Source organism: Heyndrickxia coagulans 36D1 (assembly GCF_000169195.2).
In the GTDB taxonomy this organism is placed as follows: domain Bacteria; phylum Bacillota; class Bacilli; order Bacillales; family Bacillaceae_C; genus Weizmannia; species Weizmannia faecalis.
The window spans coordinates 2,192,649-2,210,536 of record NC_016023.1 but is presented as its reverse complement, the minus strand read 5'-3'; the positions used below and the strand labels follow the sequence as shown (position 1 = coordinate 2,210,536).

Here is a 17,888-nt window from a genome sequence, read left to right as displayed (position 1 = left end):
CCATGAAACATGTTTATCATCCTGAATTTAGGGAAAAAGAATAAAATTCGCATGTTTATACACAATTATTTCCACAGGTCTGGATAACTTTTCCCAAGTTCTTGTGGCGTTCAGACTTTTGGTGCAGCCTTTTTCGATTTTACTTAAGAAGGAGTTGCCCCTTTGCCGCAGAAAGGTTCCCGTCTTTTATCTTTTAAAGGGGTTCATGGTGCGGTCTGGCATATTATAATTTAAAATGCTGGATGCCATCTTGCAGGTCCTGAGCCAAATGTGCAAGCGCGTTAGAGAGGGACGAGATTTCTTCCATCGTTGCCAGCTGCTCCTCGGTTGCTGCACTGCTTTCCTGGTTGGCTTCAGCGGTCTTGGTGGAAATAACCGCCAGTTCTTCCAGCGTTTTTGTAATTTGGGCGCCTTGGTCATTCAATGACTCAACCGAAGCTGCCACTTCCTGCACTTTTCCCAACACATTTTCCATCGATTCAGAGATTTTGATAAACGCAGCGCCGGCATCCGAAGATTCTTTTAGCCCCGTATTGACCTGATGATGGCCTTCTTCCATCGCTTTGACTGCATGTGTCATTTCCGATTGGATATTGGAAACCATCGTCCGTATTTCATCCGCTGATTTTTTGGACTCCTCTGCCAGCTTTCTGACTTCATTTGCCACCACCGCAAATCCCTGACCATGTTCCCCGGCTCTTGCCGCTTCAATCGTTGCGTTTAAAGCCAGCAAATTCGTCTGCTCTGCAATGGACGTAATAATTCCCATAATCCGGCTGATTTCCTCGGACCTTTTCTCCAGGCTGCGGATAATGTCAGAGGCATTGGCAACTGTTTTTTCGATATGATTCATTTGGTTTTGAACATTTGAAACGGCCTTGTCCCCTTCTTTTGTCAGCGTATTTGCAATTTCAACCGCTTTTTCCATGTCTTCACTGTTCCCGGCGATTTTGTGCAATTCCAGCGACATTTGTTCAACGGTTGCTGTTACTTGCTGGATTTGGACCATTTCGTGATCCGTCTTTTCAGCTGCCTCCTGGGTGACCTCGGCAATATGCTCAGAAACCTGGCTGCTTTGTTCGGCACTCGCTGCCAGCTCCTGGCTGCTTGCTGAAACCTGTTCAGAAGCTTCGCTGACCTGGCTGATGATATTTCTTAAATCTGAAATCATTTCATTTAATAAGCCGGCCATTTGCCCGAGCTCGTCCTTATTTTTCACATCCACTTTTTCTATATTCAAACGGCCTTCCGCAATGTTTTTTATGGCTTCGGAGACAACCCGCACCGGCCTTGAGATTGCCCGGCTCAGCAGCAGGAGCAGCCCGATTCCGATCAAAATGGAAACGGCCGAGATACTGCTGATCAGCAAAATAAGGAAATGCACGGTTTTTTCAGTCTTTTGCTTTTCAACATCCAGCACGTGGTTGATCCCTTTCACAAGCGCATCTGTTTGATTGCCCAGTTCCTTGCCTGTTTGCCGCCCGGAAGTGGATACAAGCTGCAATGCCTTTTTCTCCTGTCCATTTTGTTTATAGGCAATTTCTTCATTTAAGATTGCTGTGTACTGATTAAATAATGCTTGCTGCTCTTTTACATTGCTGATGTTTGACGGGTCGGTCAAGTGGCGCAGCAATGCTTTGCTTTGGGCTTTATAGTTGTTTGTTGCCTCTTTATAGTCATCTAAATAAGCCGGTTCGCCGGTCAGCAAATACCCCCGTACTGCGGCTGACTGTTCCCTCACACTGATCTTTATATTTTTGGCGGAATCCAAGTTTTTCGTTTGAACACCGATCAGTTTGGCATACGTGCTGTCCAGCTTGTTTAACCCGATATAGGCACCGGCTGAGACAATGATCAATAGTGACAAGATAGATCCAAATACCAAAAATAATTTGCGGGAGACGGTTAATTGCATGTTCTCTTACCTCTTTTCTGCCTTTATTTTACTTTCTATTTTATATCGGTTTTTGGAGATGGATGTGAATCACAAATTTAACAATTTAGGTAAATGCTTAAAGATGATCCAGCTTACGTTTGTATGGTTTAAACACAGCCGGTGATCGGGGGCTAAAAAATGTTCCTGAAATCCTTTTGATTGATTTCCGCTTCAATTTCCCCAGCCTTGCTCCGTCTTTTCCCCGCCTGACCTATTTCCTTTCACCTGCTTCAACGTGGCCACAATCAAAAAGCTGACAATGACAAGCAAGAGCCAGGAGCTTACCTTGCCGAAGTGGACAGGGCTCCAGGCGCGGGCCTGATCCGGATATTGCCAGGCGCCAAAAAACGTTGCGATATTTTCAGCGATCCAGATGAAAAAGCCAATCAGTACAAAAGAGAGGGCAACCGGCATGCTGTAGCGGGTGCCGTTTACCGCATATGTAACCCGGGATTTCCAAAAAACAACGAGAACAAGCGCGGAAAGCCACCAGCGAATGTCGATCCAAAAATGATGGGTAAAGAAATTCAAGTAAATGGCAGCAGCAAGCGGAAACACGATTAAAAACGGCGGCCAGTTTACGAGCTTAATTTCAAGCCTCCGCCACGCCTGGCAAATGTAACTTGCGACGCTCGCGTACATGAATCCGCTGTATAACGGCACACCCAAAATTTTCACATACCCTTTTTCCGGATAAGACCAGGAACCCATATGAATTTTAAAAATTTCCAGTGCAAGCCCGATCAGGTGGAACAATGTAATCACCTTTAATTCATCCACTGTTTCAAGCCGGGAATGCACCATCCACCATTGCATGAAAAGGCAAATGATAAGCAGCCAGTCATACCGCGGCAAAAAAGGGAGCTGCACAATTTTTGTCAGCGCCAACGACGCAAAAATCACAACAGGAAACAAACAGGACAGGGCCTGCTCCCGGGCAAATAAAAGGAGTTGGACGAGCGCCCGCTTCATTCGCAGCCTTGCCGTTTTTTTCTGAACATGCTTTTTAACGGTTGCCTCCATGGTCACTCCTCCATTGTTTCCCGGTATTCCAAAATATCGCCGGGCTGGCATTCCAACGCTTTGCATATCGCGTCCAAAGTGGATAACCGGATTGCCTTTGCTTTCCCGTTTTTCAATATCGACAGATTGGCCATCGTAATGCCGACCCGCTCCGAAAGTTCCGTCACACTCATTTTCCTTTTTGCCAGCATGACATCAATATTGATGATGATCGCCATATTTTCCACCTCAGACCGTTAAATCATTTTCATTTTTTATTTCAATCGCTTCCTGCAAAAGCCTTTGCAGCACAGCGGCAAAGACGGTAATGACCGCTGATGCAAAAATAATGAAGAAACAAATGACGAGAATTCCCGGGGCATCATCTCTATCCGCCATAAGATAAAAAAGCGGACTGCCTACCACGTATAAGAAGCCAATCGCTGCGGCACAGTATTTAATTTTTTTCAGAGCCGTTACGGAACTTGCCGAAAAAGCAGTGTTTTTGTCAATCAAACCCAAGAGTATGAAAGCCTGGTACAATGCAAAATAAAAAGGGAGTGTTGCCCCGTAGATTACAAGCAGCACGAGAAATGCCATGAACGCAAAATCCGGAACCAGGTGGGCTGCCAGTTTTCCAATCTCCGGCACCACAAAGATGCACAAAGCAAGAATTGGGATGCCAATCAAAATGACCGCCAGCCGTAAAAAGAGCGTAGATCCCCGTTTCATAAAAAAAACACCTCACTGATGAATTGTCGCTTTGATTTTAGCATAGTATTTATCGTTTTACAATAAATAGTTATTAAATATCAATGTATTTTTATCTTTTTTCAATGTATCTCCCCTTTACCTCCATTCCCGGTAAACAGCCTGCCACTTCCCCTTATTAAAAAAAGAAAGCCGGAAACCATTGGATCCGGCTTAAAAATTCCCGGCTTTAACCGGGGCGTTTCTTTTCATTACTCATCACAATGATCACATTCATCCGGAATACCCGGATCTACCGTAATGTTCTGTTCATATCTTTGATAAACATGGCGCGGAACGTTTACAACATGTTGCCTGTTTACTTGGATGATGGGATGCACATAAGTGACGTTTCTTTCAACGTAAGTGTCCTTATAAACATACTTCGGTTCGCAAAATACCGTGTTGTTGGTACGATTGGATTGATTGCCAGTGTTGTTCATATTGCCAGCGTTATTCATATTGCCAGTATTTTCGTAACGGTATTCCGGCTGTACAGCATTGTTGCTTGTGCTGGTATTGCCCGCTGTTTCCTCACCATAGTGATCGTGCATCCAAGGGACGACTGGTGTCTTTTTTCGCCGTTTTTCCAATCTGTTCACCTCCCATTCTTTTTTCAATATATTAAATGACAGAAAAGAACAGATTGAAACGGACGAGTAACCAATGGGACATAAATTCCGCCGCCAAATACCTCACTTGACATATCGGAATAAGATGATTAAGATGAAAAAGGTTAACAAAAGGAGGGGGAAAATTGAACATTTTATACATTATCATCAATCTGGCCGTCTTTATCATCCTGTTGGCCGGTTTGTATGCGATGCAAAGAAAACATGTTTCGTTTTCAAAACGCGTTTTCTCGGCATTAGGCATTGGTATCGTATTTGGCATTATCCTGCATTTCTTGTACGGCACCACGTCGTATGTGACCAACCATACGATCGACTGGCTGAATATTGTCGGCAGCGGCTATGTTTCGCTGTTGCAGATGGTCGTCATGCCGCTTGTCTCGATTTCCATTTTAGCGGCTTTTACGAAGCTGAAATTAACCAAAAACATAGGAAAAATCAGCTTTCTTGTACTCGCCATTTTACTTGGTACAACTGCGATTGCCGCTGCGCTCGGAATCGGATCCGCGCTTCTGTACGGGCTGGATGGCATCCACTTAACGCAGGGGACCGCTGAAGCCGCGCGAAATGCGGAACTAAAAACAAGCGTCGCCAGCGTAAAAGATATGACCATTCCGCAACAAATCGTTTCATTTCTGCCGAATAACCCGTTTGCGGATTTAACCGGCGCACGCCCGACTTCTACGATCGCGGTTGTGATCTTCTCCGCTATATTGGGGATGGCCTATCTCGGGGTAAAACGCAAACAACCTGAACAGGCGGAACATTTTGCAAAAATCGTTGATACTTTGTATACGATCGTGATGCGGGTGGTTACCCTTATTTTAAGATTAACACCCTATGGCGTACTTGCATTGATCACCAAAGTCACAGCCTCAAGCGACTATGGCGCCATTGTCAAACTGGCAAAGTTTGTTCTGGCTTCTTACACAGCGATTATCGTCATGTTCCTGGTTCATTTGCTGCTCATCAGCCTGGCAAAATTGAGCCCGGTACGATATGTGCAAAAGGCGCTGCCTGCACTCACTTTTGCCTTTACTTCCCGTTCCAGTGCTGGTACGCTGCCGCTCAACATTGAAACGCAAACGAAACGTTTCGGCATTTCGGAAGGGATCGCCAATTTTTCGGCTTCCTTTGGCCTATCCATTGGGCAAAACGGTTGCGCCGGTATTTATCCGGCAATGCTGGCCATCATGGTTGCTCCATCTGCCGGCATCAACCCGGCAAGCCCGTCTTTCATCATTACGCTGATCCTTGTTGTCGTTGTCAGCTCATTCGGCGTAGCGGGTGTCGGCGGGGGTGCCACTTTCGCATCGCTGATTGTATTGTCAGTGCTCAACCTGCCGATCGCGATTGTCGGCCTTCTGATCTCTGTTGAACCATTGATTGACATGGGCCGGACGGCATTAAATGTCAGCGGCGCCATGACTTCCGGTATTTTAACCGGCAAAATTACCGGTGAAATGGATAAAAAAATATATCAACAGGAAGATGCCGATCTTCTTGAAGCATAATAGAAAAAAGCTCCGTTAACGGGGCTTTTTTCTATTATGCAACCGGCTGTCGTGAAAACGGGAAATCCGTTAAAAAGCAACGGCTAAACTAAACCAAACGATCATGACGATCTGTATCAATGCTTTGGCGATGCTGCTGCTCAGAAATCCAATGATCGTGGCAACGCCCACTTTTACAGCCTGGACGGGGTTTTTCGTCATCAAGATCTCCGTTATACATACACAAACAAACGGAACAAGGATAATCCCAAAAGGCGGAATGACAAAAGAGCCAACAATTGTCGCAACCGCAGCAACCCTTTCAGATATTTTGGACCCGCCGTATTTTTTTACAAAATATCCGTTTGCAATGATATCCGCCGCAATAAGGACAATGCTTAAGATGACCATGCTGATCCAAAACCAGACAGACAATGCATGCGGATTAATGAAAAACTGATAGACTGCAAATCCGGCCCACAGCATCACAATAGATGGAATGACAGGATAGATGATGCCTGCAAAACTTAAGATGAATAAAATCACAATGGCCGTCCAAAGGATAAACGTCAATCAGATCCCTCCTCGTATAATAAGTTTAAATCCAAAGTGGATGTCAATTTCCAGTTCATTCTGCTGCTCATTGACAAGTGAATATAAGATTTTGTATTCCGGGCTCGCCCGGAATACAAGTTCGGACTTGGACGCTTCGCGATGTTCCCGGATAATGGTCTTAGGATCGTTTGGGTCAATGCTTCCCCTCCTTGTAGCCTGACTACTCGAAAAGTCTGCATCCCCAGGTTCTTGCTTGAACGTCTAACCCGTAGGCCGTTCCTCCGGATCTCCGTGCTGGAAATGAGCAGTTCCAGGCAGCCCACGGCCCGGATGAGTTCTCATACGCGAGGCTGACAGATCGGCAAGCCATCTGGGGATATCCCGAAGCGTCCGATTCCATCGATCCCAATACAGAGAGGAGGAAATCATATGCCCTTATTTGTCGGTATTGACGTGAGCTCCAAAAACCTCGATGCCTGCCTGATGGATGGAATGGGGGAAACGTTGGCCACCCAAACGGTGACAAACAATCTTCCCGGTGCCTCTGAGTTAAGAGACGCCATCCTCCAACATGCGGAGGCGGATGACACCATCCAGATCGCCATGGAGGCCACATCTGTGTATAGTTGGCACCCGGCAATGTTTTTCCATGAAGATCCCGAGCTGAAACAGCGTCGTACAAAGGTGTTTACCCTGAATCCGAAGCTGGTGAGAAATTTCAAAAAGGCTTATGCCGAGATGGACAAGACCGATCCCAAAGATGCCTGGGTAATTGCGGACCGCTTGCGTTTCGGGAGATTGCCGAAATCCGTGATTCAGTCAGAACAATACCTTGCCCTTCAACGGTTAACACGGATGCGCTATCACCTGATTCAAAGTTTAACCCGGGAACAACAGGTATTTTTGAATCATCTGTTTTTCAAATTCAGTGCCTTTAACCTTGAAGTGGATACACCGGTCTTCGGCCATGCCATAACGGAATTTTTGCTTGAGGCCTATAGCCTCGATGAAATTGCCCAAATGCCTCTGGAGGACTTAGCGATGTATCTCCAGACCAAAGGCCATGGCCGCTTTAGCGATCCCGAGGATTTGGCCGCATCCATCCAAAAAGCTGCCCGGTCCTCTTACCGGCTTTCTAAATGTGTGGAGGATTCGATTGACTTGGTCCTGGGCAGTTCTATTGAGATCATCCGGCATCTTAAACGCCAAATCAAGGATTTGGATAAGGCGATTGCCCGCGTTCTTGATGGAATCCCGAATACCCTCCAGACCATTCCGGGAATAGGCCCGGTGAGCTGTGCTGGGATTCTCGCTGAAATCGGCGACATTGAGCGCTTTGACGACCAAGCCGCGATCGCAAAATTTGCTGGATTGTTCTGGCCCCGCCACCAATCGGGTGATTTTGAGGCTGATGACAAAATGCTTGCGCGTACAGGCAATCGTTATCTCCGGTATTACCTGGTTGAGGCTGCCAATCTGGTCCGGCGACACGAACCTGAGTACCGCGCCTTTTACCAAAAGAAATATCGTGAGGTGCATAAGCACTCACACAAACGCGCCCTCGTCTTAACGGCAAGAAAACTGGTGCGCCTGATCGATGCGCTGCTCCGCAACGATCAAATTTATGCGCCGAAAAAGAAGGTGACGCGATGAGGTAACCAGGTAACCATCATCGATAGCCTGAACTTGAAAACTTCCAGATTATTCCAATTATCTGGAGGCTTAGTTCAGTATTGCCATTTTTACGACATAGAGCCAACAAAATTTCCAATTCACTTGTTTTTAACCCTTGACATCACACCGTAGGACTCTGCTCCCGGCATGTGCCGGGACTGCATGAAAACCGTGATCATATGAAGGCCAAAACAGTCATTCCACTTTAACTTCCTTTCCCCGCCCCATATACCATTTGTAAAACATCCAGGCAAATTCGGTGGGGACATCCTTTACCCCGTTAAATTGAATCGGTTTTGCACGATTAATCGTTTCAATGGAGGCAAGGCCCAGCCATTTTTGAAAAAAGTTCCGGGAAACGCGCACTTCAATCACTTTTTCCCGCTTGGAAAGGAACAAAGAAGTCGTAAAAATGCCCGATTGTAACTGAATAAAACGGTCATTCAATACATATTTCGTATGTAAATAACCGATCCATCTTGCGACCAGTATCGATACGAACAGAAAAGCGGACAAAAGCCACCACGGAACACGCAAGCCGAAAATTTCTGGCTTCCAAAAATATAACACGACTGTGGCGATGATCCAAATCCAGCTCGGGGCAAGCAGCCGGACCCATAAAGATTTCTTGGGAAGCTGCCTCATCTCCTGTGCCACTTCATAGTCCGGCAATATCTCGTTTATGATTTCGTACGCCCTTTTAACCGGCAAAAAAGGATACAGCGAGTTTAATTCAAGTTTCTCCCCTTCAAAGTCAAGCCTTCCTGCACTCGTCAGCTTTACTTCCGCCAGCCCGAGCAGCCGTTTCAACAAAGACTGTTCCACTTCAACAGCCTGCACTTTATGCTTTTCGATAAAAAAAGACGTTTCTTCAATTACCCCTTTGGTAATATAAATCCGCTCATCATCAGAGGAGATTTCATATTTCCCATACTTCAAAAAGGTCCGTGCCATGCCGAAAATCACCGCAATAAGGGCCACAAAAAGAACAATACCCGATACAATCCACCAGGAACTGATTATATAAGAGAGCATCCCTCTCGCCTTTTTATCAATATCAACAATATCGTCCACATTCGAATAAAAAGAAAAAAATACAGGGATGACGGCAAGCGGGCTTAAAGATGTAAAACTTGCTTTTAACGTATCTTTTCTCGTCGGTTTAAAATGGACCACCCGTTCCTTTTCCTTTTCTTCCGCATCCGGTTCAAACGTTTTACGCTTATCATTCTGTACGATGTCAATGATTCTTTCCGCTTCTTTCCGGGTAATCACTTCAAATAACACGGCCGCTTCATCCCCGGAGATACCGGTTTCAAAGCTGACAGAGGTGACATGAAAAATCCGGTGAAAAAAGGATGTATGGCGGTTAATGTTTTGGATTTTCGAAAAAGGAATCGTTCGTTCTGTTTTGTTGAATATGCCTCTATACAGATGAAAGGCGCTTTCATCCAGTGCATATTTATGTGTGTACCATTTCAAAAAATGATATACCATCACGATTGCAAAAAAGAGCAAAAACAAATATCTGCCATATGTAAGCACGGGAGAACGGGAACCGGCATTTACGATAAATAAGATAATGAAAAGGATGAAATAGCTTTTTACAAAATCACCGATACGAAACAAGATCAAAAGGGGATGGTACCGTTTTTTCTTCACGACTCCACCGTTGCCAAAAACTTATAAAAACCTATAAGCATTTGTTTAATTCCTTCTTCATCGTGTCCGATTTTGCCGAAGCTACTTTCGTTTGTCATAACACTCCAAAGGCGTAAATTCGGATACAACGACTCCTACACATCAACTGCACCTTGTAAGTGGTTAAGCAGTTAATTTATCATAATTAGCTAAATTGATAGCCGCATTTAGGTCTCTATCTATTTCATTTCCACATTCACATCGATAAACTCTATCAGAAAGTTTAAGGTCACGCTTCATCTTGCCACATGATGAACAAGTTTTCGATGACGGGAAGAAACGGTCGACTTTGACAAATTCAATACCATATTTCTCACATTTGTATTCCATTTGTCTAGTAAATTCGTAGAATCCTTGTTTGGCTATTGCTTTTGATAAATGACGATTTTTCATCATTCCAGTTACATTCAAGTCCTCCATTACAACTTTGCAAGGTTTGGTTTTCACGATTGCATTTGTTGTTTGATGAAGGTGATTTCTTCGAATGTTTGATAATCGTCTGTGTAAGAATCGTATTTGCTTTTCGGTTTTTTATAATGTTGCTTGTTTTGACAAAACGGCTTCCCTCCTTATTTATTTCATATTTTCGAGAAACTCTTCTCTGCAACCTCCGAAGTCGTTTCTCAATCTTCTTTACTTCTACTGTTTTATTGATATTCTTAAAAACTTTTCCGTCAGAACATACAGCTAATGCTTTAATACCTAAATCAATGCCTACAACATGGCTGTTTAATTCAATCTCATTAATTTCTTGTTCCATTCCAACAGATATATACCAATACTTCCCATCGAAAGTTATTCTTGGATTATTATATTTTACATTCATTGGTAATTGTTCTGAAGTTTTAACCCATCCAACTTTTTCAATTAAAACCAAGGAATTCTTAACTTTTAATTTCACATTATCATTATAGAATGACGGTTTACTTTTCTTTCTTGATTTAAATTTAGGGTATTTACTTACACCTTTAAAAAACCTTTTATATGCTTGGCAGGCATCTTTTACAGCTTGTTTAGCAACGTTATTCGATACATCATTTAACCATTTAAAATCCTCTTGTTTCCTTAACTGTGTAATTTCTTTTCTTAGTACATTATCAGATAAAAATTTATTTCCTTGTTTATAATTTTCATTTTGTCTATCAAGTGTCCAATTGTATACCCATCGAGCAGTTCCTGCTGATTTCCATAATTGTTTTTCTTGATATTCATCTGGTTTAAGTCTTATCTTTTTTGTTAAAAACATCATCCTTTCACTCCTTGCTAATTGAAAATGTGTAATAAGTCAATAGTTATTTATAAATGTTTATAATTTTATTTTAGCAGTCCCTCACCTCCCTGATTTTTGCATAACGCGCAATTCGGTTTCTTAACGCAATGGCCTCCTCTTTAGGCAGAGCCGGAATGGTATGGGACGTCCCCATGGTGTCCACAGTCACGGAACAGAGCCTGTATTTCTTTAAAATGGGGCCTTGTTCGGTTGCCACCGATTGGATTTTGGTCATCGGAACCAAAGAATGTTTCTCGTTCAGCACACCCAATTTCATTTGTAAAAATTCTTCGTTCACATCGTAACGCCAATTTTTATAGCGAAAATACGAACTTATCCATGACCAGATCATACTGCCGATATCCAACACGAGTAAACCGTATAAAATCCAGCCGATCCATGCCGGCCAGGAAAAGTGGTGGCCGAGATAAAGCAGCACGGCGAGAACCACAACCCCTGCCCCGGCCTCCAGCGTTTCACGTATGATCCAAACCTTTATTGCATCTTTGGATAATGTTTGTCGAGGTTCATTGATATCTGAATACATTCCATCACCTTTAAACACGTTTTCTTCATTTCAATTCCTGGCAAGAGATATGGCTTTTTCGCTTTTCCCATGCACCATATGCCGATATACAAAATCAAAGATCAATTTCCAGTTGATCCGCCATCAGTTTTATGATTTCATCCTGTGACATATCATTTGTTAACATGGTTTCTCCTTTCACCCCAAGTTCGTCTCTCGGATTCCACCAGGCGCGTAAAGCTTCTTCTCCGAATTCCGTTTTTTTCAAACGCATATTATGGCGTTTGACTGTTTCCCAAAACGTTAATCGAAAATAATAAATATACGCCTTTGAATGGTAGAATTTCATTAAACGGGACAACATTTCCCCGTAACGGTTTTTGTTTAAAATTCCTTCGACAATCACAAATCTGCATTTCCCTTTTCCATATTCCGCAATTTGGCGAATGAGCTCAACGGAGAGGTTTCCTTCTTTGTCCGGCACCTTTAACATTTCACGCCGGACAGTATCTTGTGAAACAAGAAGCGTTCCCGGCCCCAAATGGCTTTGAAGCCTTTTAGCGATCGTTGTTTTTCCGCTCCCGGAGTTTCCCCGTATGATAATCAGCTTCGTTTCCAATATAACACCTCCCCGGATTTAGCCCCCGAAGAATAAGTCCAGAATATTAGAGGCGGTGGAAGTTTGTTTATGATAGAACTCCGAATAACCGCAGTTTTTGCAATACACGACAATGAACGTGTTGTTCTGGACATCAAATAATTTTGACAGACCTGTTCCCGTCATTGCCACTTCTTTTTTCCCCGCCTGCTTAGACCCGCACTTCACGCACCCTTTTTCAGACATGGCGCTTTCCCCTCCTCATCATTGTTACTTTTTTATACGGGCGTCAGCAAAAAAAGTTTCAGGCATTTCAACTGCATAAGGGGCAGCGGGGATTTCTGATCCCCTTTTACATCAAGGGGAAATTGGAAAATATGTTATAATAAAATTGAAAAAATATTTGGCTTTATCATGGACGGAATCCGTTATAAGGAGGGGCTGGCATGATACTTGCAATCATCGTATCTGTATTGTTTTTTGCAACCGTCGTATTTGGAATCGTCAAAATCACTCAGCTATTTAGCAGTAAAAAAATTTAATTTGATTGATAAAATAAGGATCCTGCATAATAGGAATCCTTTTTATTTTCCATTACAAAATGACGCTTTTTTCAAATCCAACACCTGCTGGAAGCCGCTATGTAACCCTGTGTGCGGCTAACTCCCATCCGCCCTATTTTTTTCAATGCTGAAATCATGGTGCTGTGAACTCTTCTGTCTTTACATGATGCAAGATGAGTAATCATAAACTTCACACCGGCCATTTAGAACACTTGTTTCTATTATTTTACCGCACGGAAATTGGTTTGTCTACCGCTTATTTTCCATTCTCCCCAAAAATAAAAATACTCAGATATTTTTTAACAGAAAAGGGGGATGCACCCACTTGCAAGCATGCGGATGCATGAACCAAGACGTGGCATTTTACGGCCAGAAACAACTTAAAAGAGGAGGAAGGCCATTCAAGCCGGTTCCGTGGTACGGGCAGCCAAAAAGCGGCCTTATGGACATGGTTAATTTTTGGGATTTTCCAATTCAGACGCTTTTTCCTCAATATTTCCTTTTTCCTCTTTCCACCATAATGCTTCATGGGGGTCTTCGAGAATTTTTGCAATTTCGTGTTTTTCTTCTACTGCCGGTGCCGATCCCCGCAGTGCTTTCCCGGTCGTATCTTTTACGAAAAACATCGTCAAGACACCAATGAGACAGGCTGCCATAATATAATAAGCGGGAACCATCTGGTTATTCGTTGTTTTTATGAGCCACGCCATTACCAAAGGCGTTGTTCCCCCAAATAAAGAAACCGAAATATTAAAAGCGATCGCCAGCGCAACATATCTTACTTCCGTGAAGAATAAAGAAGGCAGCATCGATGGCATCGTTGACTCGAATGTCGCCAGTAAGACGGCCAAGATCATCAAGCCGAAAAAGACCGTTAAATTCGTTCCACTTCCAATCAGCTTAAATGCCGGGATGGACAGAAAAATCAGCCCGACCAGGCCTCCCATAATGATGCGTTTGCTTCCGATCCGGTCGCTGTAATAGCCCATGATGAGCACAATCGGAATCATGATAAACATCACAATGAGAATGAATAAAAGGCCCTTTGACTGCCCGTAACCGAGAACGACACTTAAGTAAGACGGCATATACGACAACAACATATAATCGACAACATTAAAAAATAAAACGAGAACGATCCCTTTCAGCAATTGCGGCCAATGGAAAAGGAAAACTTTCCTGAATAGCCCTTTCTCATTTTCTTTGTGCTTCCCTTCCTTCATCGCTTCAAAAACCGGGGTCTCCTCCAAATGATTCCTCAAGTAAAGGCCAATCAAGCCCATTGGCGCAGCGATAAAGAAAGGAAGGCGCCACCCCCAGTCCAGCATTTTATCTTCGCCAAGCCAAAAACTGAGGATCGTGACAACGCCGGAACCTAAAATATATCCCGACAACGTGCCCACTTCGAGCCCGCTCGATAAAAAGCCTCTTTTTTTATCCGGGGAAGATTCCGCGATGTACGTCATGGCACCTGAATATTCACCGCCAGTGGAAAAGCCCTGGACCAGTCTAGCGACAAGCAGCAGAAACGGGGCTAGATTTCCAATCTTTGCATAACCCGGGATCAAACCCATGCTTAAAGTCGCCAGTGACATTAACACTAAAGTAACGGCCAATATCCGTTTCCGCCCGAACTTATCGCCCAGCATGCCAAAAAACATCCCGCCAATTGGACGGACGAGAAACGCTACAGCAAAAGTAGCAAACGAATAGACCAGTTGCAATGAGCCGGTTATCCCTGAAAAAAACACCTTTCCGATGATGACGGCCAAATAGGAATATATCCCGAAATCAAACCACTCCATCGCATTTCCAAGAGCCGTTGCGACCACTGCTTTTTTTGTCACATCTGTATCCACAATGGTAATATCATCTTTTTTCAATCTTCTTCCGGGTCTCTTTCTGGATCCATACCATTTTTTTGTATTTTCCGCCAACCTTTTCACCTGAATTCTTTTTTAAAAATCAGTTCTTAAGGTTATTTTGAACCGGCCTCTCTCTTGCTATTCAAAATACCTGCACGCCTCCTTAATATGGCAATGCCAGGCATTATGACCGCAAAAATAGCGGAGAATGGGGGTACCTTACTGCTTGCGCCCCATACTTGAACATGCCGATTTCCCCTGCCGTAAAAAGCCGGGCGGATTGGACGGAATTTTTACTGCAAAACCTGGAACTTTCACGGGATTTTCGGGTCTGGGCTGCCAAAACGGCAGCAAACCCGAGATGGATGGGATCCTTTTTTTTGCGGGAGCCGTATGAAACGGGAACCATCATATGCCGATGTGATTGCCGCGGTAGCAGACGCGGCGGATGTAAAGAGCCGGTGTAGTGGTCTCCGGGGTTTTCCTGTCTTTTTGCAACAGCCTTTTGGCAGTTTGGCACAGCCGCGCATCTATTGCGATGAAAAGAATATAAAAAACGGGCTGCTTTTGTATCGGGGGTATGCAGGGGGAATGCTATACCGTTTCCCCCTCCATCTGTTTTGTTTCAAAGTGATCAAGCAAGGTGCGCACTTCATCTGTTGAATCTGTGCCCATCAGTTGGTTTCGCAACTCGCTCGCTCCCCGGAAGCCTTTGACATAGATCTTAAAAAAGCGGCGAAGCGGTGGAAACGGGCGCTGCTCCAGTTCTGTTGAATATTTGTCAAAGAGATCCAGATGCAGTCTTAAAAGATCAAGCAATTCCTTGCTGCTGTGCTCTTTCGGCTCTTTTTCAAAAGCAAACGGATTTTTAAAAATGCCGCGCCCGATCATCACCCCATCAACACCGTACTGGCGTGCAAGCTTCAGGCCGGTTTGACGGTCAGGGACATCCCCATTAATGGTCAAAAGGGTATCCGGTGCCACCTCATCACGCAGTTTTTTGATCTCCGGAATGAGTTCCCAATGGGCGTCCACTTTGCTCATTTCCTTTCTTGTCCGCAAATGGATGGAAAGGTTCACGATGTCCTGTTTCAATATGTGCGTAAGCCAGTCCCACCATTCCTCCACATACGTATAACCAAGCCTCGTCTTTACACTCACAGGTAATCCGCCTGCTTTTGCGGCTTGGATAAGTTCAGCAGCAACATCCGGACGGCGGATCAGACCGCTTCCCTTCCCTTTTGTTGCCACATTCGGCACAGGGCAGCCCATATTGATATCAACACCGCTGAACCCGAGTTTTGCCATACCCATACTCATTTGCCGGAAATATTCGGGCTTGTCCCCCCATATATGGGCCACAATCGGCTGCTCATCCGCCGTAAACGCCAAGCGGCCGCGCACACTTTGGTTCCCCTCGGGGTGGCAATAACTTTCCGTGTTTGTAAACTCTGTAAAAAACACATCCGGCCTGCCCGCTTTACTTACAACATGGCGAAAGACAACATCTGTCACATCTTCCATTGGTGCCAGTATAAAAAATGGCCGTGGTAAATCACGCCAAAAATTTTCTTTCATGATAAAAATCATAACCTCCCCTATCTGGATACCAAGCCAACACAAAATAAATAAGCAAAAAATATTTCAGCCTCTTTTACACTTATAACATGGTTCGGTACTTTTGATCAAACTATACTATTTCTTAACCTTGTCACAGATTTAGCACTGGCAAAAAAAATAAAAATCGCACACGACGTTGAAGTGGGCCTACTGCATCCCCGCGATGCCAAAATGCTGCTGGCCAGGACGATTGTCCGCATGTACCATGGAGAAGCTGCGGCAGTCCAGGCAGAAGAAAACTTCAAAAATGTTTTTCAAAAAGGAGCATTGCCTGCCCATATCCCGGCTATGCGGTGGGACGGAGATAAAACAATCAACATCATTGATTTACTCGTGCAATTGAAGCTGCAGCCATCAAAAAGTGAGGCCAGAAAAATGATTCAAAACGGCGGCATCCGGATAAATGGAGAAAAAGTCAACGATATCCACGATGCTGTTCATGTCACAGACGGCCTCATCATACAGGTAGGAAAGCGAAAATTTGTAAAATTGCAGGCCGGGGAAGTCTGACAGGCAGCCGGGAAAATGCAGTGCCGGCAGGGGCAATACGTTTTCAATACTGGCAATACGGACAAAAATAGGTCTTATGTGAAGAAATTTCTTTTTTCCTAATAGGGGTGCTGCATCGCGGGCATGGTTCATCTTCCCTGCCGTGAACGTACATTTGATAGCATCCCGTTTTGCCATCTCCCTTATGCAGCGGATGTTCCATATAACCTCCCTGCTCAATCCCTTTTTGAAGAATAAACCGGATCGACTCATACAGACGGGCGAGTTGCTGATTGTCAAGATGGCCCGCTTTTTGATCCGGCCGCAACTGCGCATGCCATAATATTTCATCGGAATACCGGTTTCCAATCCCGGCCAGCACTTCTTGATTGGTTAGTACCGTTTTAAGAATGCCCCTTCTTTGTTGCATCCGTTGTTGAAGAACAGCTAATGTAAAATGGAGATCAAGCAGTTCGGGGCCGATTTTTTCAAACTCCGCCTGAACCGCTTCCGGTGTTAATAGATGCAAGTACCCTAAGCGCAACCCAATAAAAAACAAGTGCCGGTCTCCAAAAGAAAGTTGGATTTGTATTGTCCGGTCCGGTTTGTCTTCCTCTTTGCCAAAAAACATCCACCCGCCGAGCATTAGATGCAGAAGCAGGCACGAACCGTTTTCGAGCTGGAAAATTAAATACTTTGCGCACCTTGAAATCGATTGGATCTTCTGATTAGTCACTGCCTTCATAAACTTGCCGGCAGGTATATTTATCGATTTTTCCCGCTGAATCATGGCATTTGTAATGGTCCGGCCGCCAATCAATGACGCCAGCCATGTTTTATAGGTCTCCATTTCCGGCAATTCAGGCATCACGTTTCCCCCATTCATGCGAACTGTATTAAACAGTTTCCCCGAATGGCGGGGATTCATGAATCAGGTTTGGCTGTCCTGCCCTTTGGTAATGTGCGGGGATGCAATGAACCGGGGATTTCGGAATTAAAATTTGTAGCATACATAAAATGAACTAAACATTGCTACTTTGTTGCCGGCTGCAAAAAGGAATCATCATGCAAATGGATGACCTTGTCTCAGTGCAAAAACTTAAGTTCATTTTATATAGCAAAAACAAGGGCAGTGTTTAACGATAAACAGCATGGGGACAAACCGGAATTTTCCTGTTTATCCTCGTGCTGCAGCATGACTTCTTTCATAAGCT

15 protein-coding genes and 2 pseudogenes are annotated in these 17,888 nt (G+C 44.3%); 3 read left to right on the top strand and 14 right to left on the bottom strand.

The window, feature by feature from the left end:
* Positions 1-223: 223 nt before the first annotated feature.
* The 5 genes from BCOA_RS27565 to BCOA_RS34425 form a co-directional block, all read right to left on the bottom strand.
* Positions 224-1,915 (bottom strand): methyl-accepting chemotaxis protein, encoded by a 1,692-nt coding sequence (locus BCOA_RS27565; protein ID WP_014097290.1) that lies wholly within the window; start codon positions 1,913-1,915, stop codon positions 224-226.
* A 192-nt stretch (positions 1,916-2,107) separates the two neighbouring features.
* On the bottom strand, positions 2,108-2,959 hold the full coding sequence (locus BCOA_RS27560) for a DUF817 domain-containing protein (RefSeq protein ID WP_014097289.1): 852 nt from the start codon (positions 2,957-2,959) through the stop codon (positions 2,108-2,110).
* A gap of 2 nt (positions 2,960-2,961) precedes the next feature.
* A complete protein-coding gene (locus tag BCOA_RS27555; RefSeq protein ID WP_014097288.1) occupies positions 2,962-3,177 on the bottom strand; it encodes a helix-turn-helix domain-containing protein in 216 nt (71 codons plus the stop codon).
* Positions 3,178-3,187: 10 nt separating this feature from the next.
* Positions 3,188-3,670 carry a DUF2975 domain-containing protein gene (locus BCOA_RS27550; protein ID WP_014097287.1) on the bottom strand — a complete coding sequence of 161 codons (483 nt, stop codon included), beginning with the start codon at positions 3,668-3,670 and terminating at the stop codon, positions 3,188-3,190.
* A 230-nt stretch (positions 3,671-3,900) separates the two neighbouring features.
* The gene (locus BCOA_RS34425; RefSeq protein WP_230951698.1) at positions 3,901-4,290 is read right to left on the bottom strand and encodes a hypothetical protein; all 390 of its coding nucleotides are present in this window, start codon (positions 4,288-4,290) and stop codon (positions 3,901-3,903) included.
* Positions 4,291-4,445: 155 nt separating this feature from the next.
* Between BCOA_RS34425 and BCOA_RS27540 the strand changes: the two genes are divergently transcribed.
* A complete protein-coding gene (locus BCOA_RS27540) occupies positions 4,446-5,834 on the top strand; it encodes an L-cystine transporter (protein ID WP_014097285.1) in 1,389 nt (462 codons plus the stop codon).
* Between the two features lie 69 nt (positions 5,835-5,903).
* On the opposite strand, the gene BCOA_RS27535 is transcribed toward BCOA_RS27540, so the two are convergent.
* Entirely contained in the window at positions 5,904-6,386 is a 483-nt protein-coding gene (locus BCOA_RS27535) for a DUF456 domain-containing protein (protein ID WP_014097284.1), read from the bottom strand.
* A gap of 411 nt (positions 6,387-6,797) precedes the next feature.
* On the opposite strand from BCOA_RS27535, the gene BCOA_RS27530 reads away from it, so the two are divergent.
* Positions 6,798-8,021 (top strand): IS110 family transposase, encoded by a 1,224-nt coding sequence (locus tag BCOA_RS27530; protein WP_013858393.1) that lies wholly within the window; start codon positions 6,798-6,800, stop codon positions 8,019-8,021.
* A gap of 216 nt (positions 8,022-8,237) precedes the next feature.
* Here BCOA_RS27530 and BCOA_RS27525 read toward each other — a convergent pair whose 3' ends face one another.
* The 7 genes and pseudogenes from BCOA_RS27525 to BCOA_RS27490 all read right to left on the bottom strand — a co-directional run bounded on the left by BCOA_RS27525 (position 8,238) and on the right by BCOA_RS27490 (position 16,155).
* Positions 8,238-9,704, bottom strand: a complete 1,467-nt coding sequence (locus BCOA_RS27525) for a PH domain-containing protein (RefSeq protein ID WP_014097283.1) — start codon at positions 9,702-9,704, stop codon at positions 8,238-8,240.
* Between the two features lie 162 nt (positions 9,705-9,866).
* Positions 9,867-10,989: pseudogene (locus tag BCOA_RS27520) on the bottom strand (RNA-guided endonuclease InsQ/TnpB family protein).
* Between the two features lie 73 nt (positions 10,990-11,062).
* Complete coding sequence (locus BCOA_RS27515; protein WP_014097281.1) at positions 11,063-11,560, bottom strand: PH domain-containing protein; 498 nt, start codon at positions 11,558-11,560, stop codon at positions 11,063-11,065.
* Between the two features lie 94 nt (positions 11,561-11,654).
* The gene (locus BCOA_RS27510) at positions 11,655-12,158 is read right to left on the bottom strand and encodes a kinase (protein ID WP_014097280.1); all 504 of its coding nucleotides are present in this window, start codon (positions 12,156-12,158) and stop codon (positions 11,655-11,657) included.
* A gap of 18 nt (positions 12,159-12,176) precedes the next feature.
* Positions 12,177-12,383: a zinc ribbon domain-containing protein gene (locus tag BCOA_RS27505; protein ID WP_014097279.1), complete on the bottom strand. Its 207-nt coding sequence runs from the start codon at positions 12,381-12,383 to the stop codon at positions 12,177-12,179.
* Between the two features lie 769 nt (positions 12,384-13,152).
* Positions 13,153-14,637, bottom strand: a complete 1,485-nt coding sequence (gene proP, locus BCOA_RS27500) for a glycine betaine/L-proline transporter ProP (protein WP_035183764.1) — start codon at positions 14,635-14,637, stop codon at positions 13,153-13,155.
* A 522-nt stretch (positions 14,638-15,159) separates the two neighbouring features.
* Positions 15,160-16,155 (bottom strand): tRNA dihydrouridine synthase, encoded by a 996-nt coding sequence (locus tag BCOA_RS27490; RefSeq protein WP_017550103.1) that lies wholly within the window; start codon positions 16,153-16,155, stop codon positions 15,160-15,162.
* 108 nt (positions 16,156-16,263) lie between these two features.
* Between BCOA_RS27490 and BCOA_RS27485 the strand changes: the two are divergent.
* Positions 16,264-16,695 (top strand): annotated as a pseudogene (locus tag BCOA_RS27485) (S4 domain-containing protein); the annotation flags it as partial.
* Positions 16,696-16,738: 43 nt separating this feature from the next.
* Here BCOA_RS27485 and BCOA_RS27480 read toward each other — a convergent pair.
* Complete coding sequence (locus BCOA_RS27480) at positions 16,739-17,542, bottom strand: Fpg/Nei family DNA glycosylase (RefSeq protein WP_014097275.1); 804 nt, start codon at positions 17,540-17,542, stop codon at positions 16,739-16,741.
* Positions 17,543-17,888: the final 346 nt, after the last annotated feature.

Excerpts from the sequence above, each read along its gene's own strand:
- BCOA_RS27480 (WP_014097275.1), bottom strand. The coding sequence starts at position 17,542 with ATGCCTGAATTGCCGGAAATGGAGACCTATAAAACATGGCTGGCGTCA.
- BCOA_RS27490 (WP_017550103.1), bottom strand. The coding sequence starts at position 16,155 with ATGATTTTTATCATGAAAGAAAATTTTTGGCGTGATTTACCACGGCCA.
- BCOA_RS27550 (WP_014097287.1), bottom strand. The coding sequence starts at position 3,670 with ATGAAACGGGGATCTACGCTCTTTTTACGGCTGGCGGTCATTTTGATT.
- BCOA_RS27560 (WP_014097289.1), bottom strand. The coding sequence starts at position 2,959 with ATGGAGGCAACCGTTAAAAAGCATGTTCAGAAAAAAACGGCAAGGCTG.
- BCOA_RS27515 (WP_014097281.1), bottom strand. The coding sequence starts at position 11,560 with ATGTATTCAGATATCAATGAACCTCGACAAACATTATCCAAAGATGCA.
- BCOA_RS27505 (WP_014097279.1), bottom strand. The coding sequence starts at position 12,383 with ATGTCTGAAAAAGGGTGCGTGAAGTGCGGGTCTAAGCAGGCGGGGAAA.
- BCOA_RS27565 (WP_014097290.1), bottom strand. The coding sequence starts at position 1,915 with ATGCAATTAACCGTCTCCCGCAAATTATTTTTGGTATTTGGATCTATC.
- BCOA_RS27530 (WP_013858393.1), top strand. The coding sequence starts at position 6,798 with ATGCCCTTATTTGTCGGTATTGACGTGAGCTCCAAAAACCTCGATGCC.
- BCOA_RS27555 (WP_014097288.1), bottom strand. The coding sequence starts at position 3,177 with ATGGCGATCATCATCAATATTGATGTCATGCTGGCAAAAAGGAAAATG.